At 69.7% G+C, this 9,468-nt stretch carries 7 protein-coding genes and 2 pseudogenes; 2 read left to right on the forward strand and 7 right to left on the reverse strand.

Going from position 1 to position 9,468, the window contains the following annotated elements; translation table 11 throughout:
* A pseudogene (locus BGN97_RS04440) lies at positions 1–1,636 on the reverse strand (Rne/Rng family ribonuclease); the annotation flags it as partial.
* Between the two features lie 269 nt (positions 1,637–1,905).
* Here BGN97_RS04440 and BGN97_RS04445 point away from each other — a divergent pair.
* The gene (locus BGN97_RS04445; protein ID WP_292698385.1) at positions 1,906–2,514 is read left to right on the forward strand and encodes a vitamin K epoxide reductase family protein; all 609 of its coding nucleotides are present in this window, start codon (positions 1,906–1,908) and stop codon (positions 2,512–2,514) included.
* A 60-nt stretch (positions 2,515–2,574) separates the two neighbouring features.
* Here BGN97_RS04445 and ndk read toward each other — a convergent pair whose 3' ends face one another.
* From ndk to BGN97_RS04475, 6 genes are all read right to left on the reverse strand, one after another.
* Positions 2,575–2,991, reverse strand: coding sequence for a nucleoside-diphosphate kinase (gene ndk, locus BGN97_RS04450; RefSeq protein ID WP_285630287.1), 417 nt, complete (start codon positions 2,989–2,991; stop codon positions 2,575–2,577).
* Position 2,992: 1 nt separating this feature from the next.
* Positions 2,993–3,403, reverse strand: a complete 411-nt coding sequence (locus BGN97_RS04455) for a DUF4233 domain-containing protein (RefSeq protein ID WP_292698386.1) — start codon at positions 3,401–3,403, stop codon at positions 2,993–2,995.
* The gene (locus BGN97_RS04460) at positions 3,400–4,752 is read right to left on the reverse strand and encodes a folylpolyglutamate synthase/dihydrofolate synthase family protein (RefSeq protein ID WP_292698387.1); all 1,353 of its coding nucleotides are present in this window, start codon (positions 4,750–4,752) and stop codon (positions 3,400–3,402) included. The genes BGN97_RS04455 and BGN97_RS04460 overlap by 4 nt, the downstream gene beginning before the upstream one ends.
* Positions 4,749–8,075, reverse strand: a complete 3,327-nt coding sequence (gene ileS / locus BGN97_RS04465; RefSeq protein WP_292698388.1) for an isoleucine--tRNA ligase — start codon at positions 8,073–8,075, stop codon at positions 4,749–4,751. Before ileS ends, BGN97_RS04460 begins: the two co-directional genes overlap by 4 nt.
* 222 nt (positions 8,076–8,297) lie before the next feature.
* On the reverse strand, positions 8,298–8,984 hold the full coding sequence (locus BGN97_RS04470; RefSeq protein WP_292698389.1) for a hypothetical protein: 687 nt from the start codon (positions 8,982–8,984) through the stop codon (positions 8,298–8,300).
* Entirely contained in the window at positions 8,981–9,133 is a 153-nt protein-coding gene (locus BGN97_RS04475) for a CopG family transcriptional regulator (protein ID WP_292698391.1), read from the reverse strand. The genes BGN97_RS04470 and BGN97_RS04475 overlap by 4 nt, the downstream gene beginning before the upstream one ends.
* Before the next feature lie 67 nt (positions 9,134–9,200).
* Between BGN97_RS04475 and BGN97_RS04480 the strand changes: the two are divergent.
* Positions 9,201–9,468, forward strand: a pseudogene (locus BGN97_RS04480) (pentapeptide repeat-containing protein); the annotation flags it as partial.

Here is a 9,468-nt window from a genome sequence, read left to right on the forward strand (position 1 = left end):
CGAGGTTCCCGCCCGAGCCGACGAACTTGCCGGTGTTGACGTCGACCACCGTCATCGCCTCGGTGCGGTCGATCACCAGCGAACCGCCCGAGGGCAGCCAGACCTTGCGGTCCAGCGCCTTCTCGATCTGCTCGGTGATGCGGTACGCGTCGAACGGATCCACCTCGTCGGTGTAGGTCTCGACCCGCTCCAGCAGGTCGGGAGCCACGCTCTCGAGGTACGCGCTGATGGTGCGGTGCGCGTCGTCACCCTGGATGGTCATCCGGGTGAAGTCCTCGTTGAAGACGTCGCGGACGATCTTCACCAGCAGGTCGGGCTCGGCGTGCAGCAGCGCGGGCGCCTGCTGGGTCTGCACGAGCTTCTGGATGTGCTCCCACTGCGAGGTGAGCCGCTGCACGTCGCGCGTCAGCTGCTCCTCGGTGGCGCCCTCGGCCGCGGTGCGGACGATCACGCCGGACGACTCCGGCAGCACCTCCTTGAGGATGCGCTTGAGGCGGGCCCGCTCGTTGTCGGGCAGCTTGCGCGAGATGCCGTTCATGGAACCGCCGGGCACGTACACCAGGTATCGGCCGGGCAGCGAGATCTGACTCGTCAGGCGGGCACCCTTGTGTCCGACCGGGTCCTTGGTGACCTGGACGAGCACGCGGTCGCCGGGCTTGAGGGCGAGCTCGATGCGGCGCGGCTGGTTGCCCGTCTCCACGGCGTCCCAGTCCACCTCGCCGGAGTAGAGCACGGCATTGCGGCCGCGGCCGATGTCGACGAAGGCGGCCTCCATGCTCGGCAGCACGTTCTGCACGCGCCCGAGGTAGACGTTGCCGATCAGCGAGGCGTCCTGGTTGCGGGCGACGTAGTGCTCGACCAGCACGTTGTCCTCGAGCACGCCGATCTGGGTGCGGCCGTTCTTGGCGCGCACGACCATCATGCGGTCGACGGCCTCGCGGCGGGCGAGGAACTCGGCCTCGGTGACCACCGGACGGCGGCGGCCTGCATCGCGACCGTCGCGGCGGCGCTGCTTCTTCGCCTCGAGGCGCGTGGAGCCCTTGATGGCCTTCGGCTCGGTGATGTACTCGACCGTGCGCTGTCGCTGACGCGGCTCGTCACGACCTTCGTCGCCCTCGCCGCCGCGGCGGCGACGGGTGCTGCTGCCGCGACGCGAGAACGCCGAGCCGCGCTCGTCGTCCTCGTCGTCGTGCGCGGCGGATGCCGGCAGCGGGATGATCTCGGGAGCGTAGAAGTGCAGCTGCGTGGAGACCTTGGAGACGAAGACCTCGGGCAGAAGCCCCAGGCTCACCGCGGTGACGGGCTCGGGCGCGGCGGGCTTCTCCTGCGCGGGGGCCTCGGCTTCCGCAGGCTTCTCGGCCTCGGCGGGCGTCTCGGCCCCCGCAGCCTTCTCGGCCTCTGCAGACTTCTCGGCCTCCGCCGTCTCAGGCGCGGACGACCCGGACTCGGACTCGCCCTCCGGCGTCACCTCCGTCGGGGAGGCGTCCACCACGGGAGCGGCAGCCGACTCGGGCGCGGCATCCGGCTCCGCGACGACGGATTCATCCGTCTCCGCGACCGGGGCGTCCTCGACTACCGGCTGCGCCGGCGTCGTGTCGAGGGTAGGGGTGTTCTTGTCATCGTTCTCATCGGCCATCTCTGGCTAGCTCCCTGCGCGGGCACTGCGTGCGCCGCGAAAACTCGTGCGGCGAAACAGCAGCCGCGAACTCAATCGGCATGCGATCCGCTCAATGGCTGGATCGCGTGGGACATCCGGTCCCGAAGTCTTGTCGATGCGGCCGTGACTTCTCACGACGACACCTGTGACCATTATCGCATCCCGATCGTTCGACGGTGTCATCCGAGCGTGCGACGCGCGTCATGTCTTCACCCGAACCGCATAGCGAACGCTGGGATAATCCCGATATGACCGCACAGCGCACACGGCTCATCGGGTACGGCATCTGGCTCATCATCGCGAGCGTGGTGGGCTGGTGGGCCGCCTTCCAGCTCACGATGGACAAGTTCATCAGTCTGGAGAACCCGAAGGCGGAGCTGGGCTGCAATCTGAGCTTCTTCGTGCAGTGCGGCGCGAATCTCGAGTCCTGGCAGGGCTCGGTCTTCGGCTTCCCGAACCCGATCATCGGCCTCACCGGCTGGATGGCCGTGCTCGTGATGGGCGTCGCCGTCGTCGCGGGAGTGCGGTTCCCGCGCTGGTTCTGGGGCCTGTTCGGGCTCGGCATCACCGCCGCGTTCGCATTCATCGCCTGGCTCATCTGGCAGACGTTCTTCGCGCTGCACACGCTCTGCCCCTGGTGCGGTCTGACCTACCTCGTGATGATCCCGACCTTCCTCACCACGGTCGTGCACCTCGGCCGGAACGGGACGCTGTCGAAGAAGAAGTCCGTGCAGGAGGCCTTCGGTCGTCTGATGGCGTGGACGCCGCTCGCCTCGATCCTGTGCTTCGCGGTCATCGTGGCGATGTCGTACATGGCAGGTGGAGATCTGATCGGCGAGCTCCTGCGCCTCTTCTGATCCTGCGCAGACGAAAGAGGGACGCCCCGTCGGGGCGTCCCTCTTTCGTCTGCTCGAGGTTCAGCTGAACCAGATGCCGAGCTCACGAGCGGCCGACTCGGGGCTGTCCGAGCCGTGCACGAGGTTCTGCTGCACCTTCAGACCCCAGTCGCGGCCGAAATCGCCGCGGATGGTGCCGGGCGCGGCCGTGGTCGGGTCGGTGGTGCCGGCGAGGGAGCGGAAGCCCTCGATGACGCGGTTGCCGGCCAGGCGGATCGCCACGGACGGGCCGGACATCATGAACTCGAGGAGCGGCTCGTAGAACGGCTTGCCCTCGTGCTCGGCGTAGTGCGCCGCCAGCAGGTCGCGGTCGGGCTCGACCAGGCGGATGTCGACGAGCGCGTAGCCCTTCGCCTCGATGCGGGCGAGGATCGTGCCGGTCAGGCCGCGGGCGACGCCGTCGGGCTTGACGAGGACGAGGGTTTCTTCAGTGGCCATGTCATTCGCTCTCTGTGTGAGTCTCGGGCTGTGCGTGGGTGTCCGCCTGTCTGCGGTCCATCCGGGCCCCCACGATCGTCGCATATCCCCACATGCCGCCGAAAATCAGCGCGACGAGCGCGATGGCGGGGACGAGCAGGGCGGATGCCAGGACGAGCGCCTGCAGCACCCACCCGATCGCGATCGCGCCGGGGCGGGCGATCGCACCGGACAGGGCGATCATCGCGACGGCGAGCACGATGCCGCCGACGATGCCCCACCAGGACGGGATCCCCTGCGGCAGCACGTTCAGTCCGTACACCGTCAGGCCGGCGAGGAAGACGACGATCGCCTCGAAGCCCAGCACGATCGCGCCGAGCTTCTGCGCGAGGGTGCGCGGAGTCCTGGCGCGGGGCGCGCGCGAGGCCGTCATCCGCGCCATCCGCTCTTCCAGTCCTCCTCCTCGGAGAGCAGCAGTGCCTCGCCCGCGAGCACGATCGACCCGGCGATCACGACCGCGCGCCGTTCGGAGGCCGACGCCCACTCGCGCGCGGCGTCGACAGCCTCGGCGAGCGTGGGGTGCACGCTCGCGCGGCGGCCGCGCTCCTCGACCAGGTCGGCGATGGCATCCGCCTCCTCGGCGCGCTCGGAGTCGGGCGAGGTCGCGAACACCTCGGCGACGGCAGGCAGCAGGGTGTCGACGATGCCTGCGGTGTCCTTGTCGGCGAAGACGCCCAGCACAAGCCCCCACTCGTCGAAGTCGAAGCTGTCGTCCAGGGCGCGCGCCAGCGACGCCGCGCCGTGCGGGTTGTGCGCGGCATCCACGACCACGGTGGGCGCGATGCCGACCAGCTGCAGTCGGCCCGGAGAGGTGGCGTTCTGCAGCCCGTCGGTGATGATCTCACCGGCGATGCGCTGCGAGCCGCCGCCGATCAGTGATTCCACCGCGACGACGGCGAGGGCCGCGTTGTGTCCCTGATGCGCGCCGTACAGCGGCAGGTACTCGTCGGCGTACTCGCCTGCGAGCCCGCGGATGCTGATCATCTGTCCGCCCACGGCGAGCTTCTGCGCCGACAGGCCGAAGTCCTCGCCCTCGAACGCGATGGTCGCGCCCTTCTCTGCGGCGACCCGGCGCAGCACAGCCTCGGCCTCGGGCTTCTGCTCCGCGGAGACGACGGCTGCGCCGTCCTTGATGATCCCGGCCTTGACCTCGGCGATCTTCTCGATCGTGTCGCCCAGCCGGTCGGCGTGGTCCATGTCGATCGGGGCGAGCACCGCCACATCGCCGTCGGCCGTGTTGGTGGAGTCCCACGAACCGCCCATGCCGACCTCGAGCACGAGCACGTCGACCGGGGCATCCGCCGCCGCCACGAAGGCGAGCACCGTGAGCAGTTCGAAGAAGGTCAGCGGGGCGTCCCCGCCGGCCTCGAGCTCGGCGTCGACGATGCCGACGAACGGCTCGATCTCATCCCACGCGTCGGCGACCGCGGCATCCGCGATCGGCTCGCCGTCGATCATGATGCGCTCGGTGAAGCGCTTCAGGTGCGGGCTGGTGAAGAGGCCGGTGCGCAGCCCGTGGGCGCGTAGCAGGCTCTCGATCATCCGCGCGGTCGAGGTCTTCCCGTTCGTGCCGGTGATGTGCACGACGCGGTAGGTGCGCTGCGGGTCGTCGAGCAGGGTGAGGATGCGGGCGACCCGCTCCTTGCGGGGCTGCACCCAGCGCTCCCCCGCACGCTCCAGCAGCTTCTCGTAGACGGCGTCCGCCCTCTGCACGTCGCTCACTGCGCTGCTCCCGTCCGGGCGACGGCGACCGTGAAGTCACCGCGGTTGGCGTAGGTGCCCTTGCCGATGACGTTCTCGAACTCGCTGTCCGCGAGCGCGTCGTCCGCACGCAGCAGGCTGTGCTCGACGGCCAGGGTCTCGCCCGCGACGTCCGCCAGCGCGAACGCCGACTCCACGGCATCCGCATCCGCGGCATCCGCGAAGCGCAGCTGCAGGCGGATCCGGTCGCTGACGTCGAAGCCGGCCTTCTTGCGGGTGTCCTGCACGGCACGGATCACGTCGCGGGCCAGGCCCTCCGCCTCCAGCTCCGGCGTGGTCGCGGTGTCGAGCAGCACGAACCCGCCCGTGGGCAGCACGGCGAGCGCCTCGCCCTCCGGTCGCCCGGTGGTCTCCAGCACGAGTTCGTACTCGTGCGGCTCCAGGGCGATGCCGTCGGCGGTCACGACGCCGGCGTCCTCGGTCCAGAAGCCCTCCTTCGCGGCGCGGATGACCTTCTGCACGTCCTTGCCCAGGCGCGGGCCGGCTGCGCGGGCGTTGACGCTCAGGCGGTGGCTGATGCCGTACTCGCGCGCGGTGTCCTCGCCGAGCTTCACCAGCTCCACCGTCTTGACGTTGAGCTCCTCGCGGAGGATGCCCTCGAACTGCGCGAGATCGTCGGCGAGCGGCGAGACGACCGTGAGGCGGGCGAGCGGCAGCCGCACGCGCAGCTTCTCCTTCTTGCGCAGGGCGTTTCCGACGCTGGACAGCTCGCGCACGGCGTCCATGGCATCGCGCACGTCATCCGCGGCGGGGAACGCCTCGGCATCCGGCCAGTCCGTCAGGTGCACGCTGCGCCCGCCGGTCAGCCCCTGCCAGATGCGCTCGCTGATCAGCGGAACCAGCGGCGCCGCGACACGGGTGAGGGTCTCGAGCACCGTGTAGAGCGTGTCGAACGCCTCGGTGGCGGTTCCCTCCCAGAAGCGGTCGCGGGAGCGGCGGATGTACCAGTTCGTCAGCACCTCGGCGAAGTCGCGCAGGCGAGCGGATGCCGTGGTCGAGTCCAGGCCCTCCAGGTCGGCGCGCACGTCGCGGACGAGGTCGCCGAGCCGTGCCAGGATGTAGCGGTCCAGGACGTCCGTGGAATCGGTGCGCCAGGTCGCCTCGTAGCCCTCCGGGGTCGCGGCGTTCGCGTAGGTGGCGAAGAAGTACCACGAGTTCCACAGCGGCAGCAGGAACTCGCGAACCCCGGCGCGGATGCCCTCTTCCGTGACCGCGAGGTTCCCGCCGCGGAGCACCGAGCTGGACATCAGGAACCAGCGCATGGCATCCGAGCCATCGCGGTCCAGCACCTCGCTGACGTCGGGGTAGTTGCGCAACGACTTCGACATCTTGTAGCCGTCGGAGCCGAGCACGATGCCGTGGCAGCTGACGCCGGTGAACGCCGGACGATCGAACAGTGCGGTGGAGAGCACGTGCATCACGTAGAACCAGCCGCGGGTCTGCCCGATGTACTCCACGATGAAGTCGGCGGGCGCGTGCGTGTCGAACCACTCCTGGTTCTCGAACGGGTAGTGCACCTGCGCGTACGGCATCGAACCGGAGTCGAACCACACGTCGAACACGTCCTCGATGCGGCGCATCGTGGACCTGCCGGTGGGGTCGTCCGGGTTGGGCCGCGTCAGGTCGTCGATGTACGGCCGGTGCAGGTCGACCTCACCGTCCTCGTTGCGCGGGAGCGTGCCGAAGTCGCGCTCCAGCTCCTCCAGCGAGCCGTAGGCATCCACGCGCGGGTAGGTCGGGTCGTCGCTCTTCCAGATCGGGATCGGCGAACCCCAGTAGCGGTTGCGGCTGATCGACCAGTCGCGCGCGCCCTCCAGCCACTTGCCGAACTGGCCGTGCTTGACGTTCTCCGGCACCCAGGTGATCTGCTCGTTGTTCGCGAGCATCCGATCCTTGATGTCGGTCACGCGGATGAACCAGCTCGAGACCGCCTTGTAGATCAGGGGGTTCCGGCAGCGCCAGCAGTGCGGGTAGGAGTGCACGTAGCTCTGCTCGCGCAGCATCCGCCCAGCCGCGCGCAGCAGGCGGATCAGGGGCGTGTTGGCCTCCATCCAGAGCACGCCGGCGACATCGGTGACGTTCGGCAGGAACTTTCCGCCGTCGTCCAGCGAGAGGATGGTCGGGATGCCCGCGGCGTTGGAGACGCGCTGGTCGTCCTCACCATAGGCCGGCGCCTGGTGCACGATGCCGGTGCCGTCCGTGGTGGTGACGTAGCCGTCGACGAGGATGCGCCAGGCCTTCTCGGTGCCCCAGGTCTCGGCATCCGCGTAGTAGTCGAACAGCCGGTCGTAGGTGACGTCCTCGAGCTCCTTGCCCAGCACGGACCGGTCGACCGCGGCGAGCGCCTCCTCGGCCGACTCGTAGCCGAGGTCCTTGGCGTAGCCGCCCAGCAGGTCGCGGGCCAGCAGGTAGCGGTGCGCGGCGGTCTCGGCGGGGTCGTCCCCCGTCACGACGTCGGCGGCGCCGTTCGGTCCGGCGGGGAGCACGACGTACTCGATGTCGGGGCCCACGACGAGGGCCAGGTTCGTCGGCAGGGTCCACGGCGTCGTCGTCCAGGCGAGGGCGCGCACCGCGGTGAGGCCGAGCGACTCGGCCTTGGCGCCCGTGAGCGGGAACGTGACGGTGACGGACGGGTCCTGCCGGTCCTGATACACGTCGTCGTCCATGCGCAGCTCGTGGTTGGACAGCGGCGTCTCGTCGCGCCAGCAGTACGGCAGCACGCGGTAGCCCTCGTAGGCGAGGCCCTTGTCGTAGAGCGTCTTGAACGCCCAGATCACGCTCTCCATGTACCCGAGATCGAGCGTCTTGTAGCCGCGCTCGAAGTCGACCCAGCGGGCCTGACGGGTCACGTAGTCCTGCCATTCGCGCGTGTACGCGAGCACGGAGTCGCGCGCCTTCCCGTTGAAGACACCGATGCCCATGTCCTCGATCTCGCTCTTCTCGGTGAGCCCGAGCTGCTTCATCGCCTCGAGCTCGGCGGGCAGCCCGTGGGTGTCCCACCCGAACACGCGGTCGACCTTCTTGCCGAGCATGGTCTGGAAGCGCGGGAACAGGTCCTTGGCGTACCCGGTGAGCAGGTGGCCGTAGTGCGGCAGGCCGTTCGCGAACGGAGGACCGTCGTAGAAGACCCACTCGTCGGCGCCCTCGCGCTGCGCGATGGATGCACGGAAGGTGTCATCCGTCTTCCAGAAGTCGAGGACCTCGGTCTCGATCTCGGGGAAGCGCGGGCTCGGAGTGACGGCGGCCGGGCCGAAGGCCGTGCCTGAGGTGCGCGGATAGGTCATCGTGTCTCGCAGTGGTCGTGGGCGGATGCTGCTGCCGGGACGACCCGTGCTGCGACGGACCGCGGTACCACCCGACGTGCTTCTCGCGAAGCCACTCTCACTGCGGCGATGACGGGCCTGCCCCGCTCGGTTCTAGTGACCCCGCCGAGGCGGGACGTTCTTCCGAGAGCTCCCCGGTGATGGCCGGATCAGTGCTTGTCCGGCCATTCTACGCGCATCCGGTCAGCCTTCGCGGTGGTAGCCGTACAGGTCGGTCTGGACGCCGTTGATCCAGACGTCCGGTTCCGCGACGCGGACGGTGCGGGCGTACGCCTCGTCGACGACGGATGCCTCGAACCCGGCGTCCCTCAGCCGTGCGGCGAGCGCGTCGAGGTCGCCGTCGGCGAGGAAGCCCAGGCCGACCGCGGGCTCGGATGCCTCGTGGACTCCCACGGATCCGCCGCCGGCCGCGTGCAGCTCCGCCCAGCCGCCACGGTCGGCCACGATGTCCGGGCGAAGTCCGAGCGCCTCCAGGACGCCGCGGGCCTCGGCGACGTCCTCCTGGAACAGGATCGGCTGCACCGCGATCGAGCCGGCGGTCGCACGGGCGCCTGCCGAGACACTGATGCCGAGACCGGACGCGAAGCGCACGAGCAGCATGTCCCCCACGCCCTCCAGCGCGGTGCGGGTGACGTCGCGCCCGGCGAGCGCCTGCTGCGCGGCGTCGAGGTCGTCGACCAGCAGGTGCAGATCCACGGTGCCGTCCGCGTGACCGTCGATCTCGCGATGCACGGCGAGCACGCCTCCCCCGTCGAACTCGGCCCAGTCGGCCTCCGGAGGGTAGGGCGCGACGAACCCGAGGACCTCGGCGAGGGCGTGCCACCGCTCCGGGTGCCGGGCGTAGACGATCTGCTGCACGGTCGTCGTCACGATCCCGCCCCCTCCAGGTACTGCCGCAGTGCGCGCTCGACCAGCGCCGAGAGGCTGGACTCCTCGTCGATGGCCCGGTGCTTGACCGCGCGGACGACGTCGGGCGGCAGATAGACGTTGAACTGCACCTTCGCGTCACTTGACTGCATGCTAGCAACATAGCCGAACCAGCAGCGGGTCGGCAAGCCGTCGGTGCCCTCGCCTAGAGTCGAGCGCATGGCCCGCCGCAGTGAGGATCTCCGTCCGCCCCTCGTGTCCGCACCCGATCTGCCCGATCACCTGGACCCTGCGCCGCCCCGCCGGAGCGCGGACCTGATCGCCGCGCTCATCGAGCTGGACGACGACGCCGACCTGGCGCACTCCTCCCTGGAGCAGTGCGTGCTCACCGGCAGCGCCGACTCCCTCGACCTGCGCGGCGCCACTCTCATGGATGTCGAGATGCGGGATCTGCGCGTCGCCGATCTTCCCGCACGTGCGGCGAGCC

Source organism: Microbacterium sp. 69-10, from assembly GCF_001897945.1.
Classification (GTDB): Bacteria; Actinomycetota; Actinomycetes; order Actinomycetales; family Microbacteriaceae; genus Microbacterium.

Bases quoted from the DNA above. Each gene is read 5' to 3' on its own strand.
- BGN97_RS04475 (WP_292698391.1), bottom strand. From the start codon at position 9,133: ATGCAGTCAAGTGACGCGAAGGTGCAGTTCAACGTCTATCTGCCGCCC.
- ndk (WP_285630287.1), bottom strand. From the start codon at position 2,991: ATGGCCACTGAAGAAACCCTCGTCCTCGTCAAGCCCGACGGCGTCGCC.
- BGN97_RS04455 (WP_292698386.1), bottom strand. From the start codon at position 3,403: ATGACGGCCTCGCGCGCGCCCCGCGCCAGGACTCCGCGCACCCTCGCG.
- ileS (WP_292698388.1), bottom strand. From the start codon at position 8,075: ATGACCTATCCGCGCACCTCAGGCACGGCCTTCGGCCCGGCCGCCGTC.
- BGN97_RS04445 (WP_292698385.1), top strand. From the start codon at position 1,906: ATGACCGCACAGCGCACACGGCTCATCGGGTACGGCATCTGGCTCATC.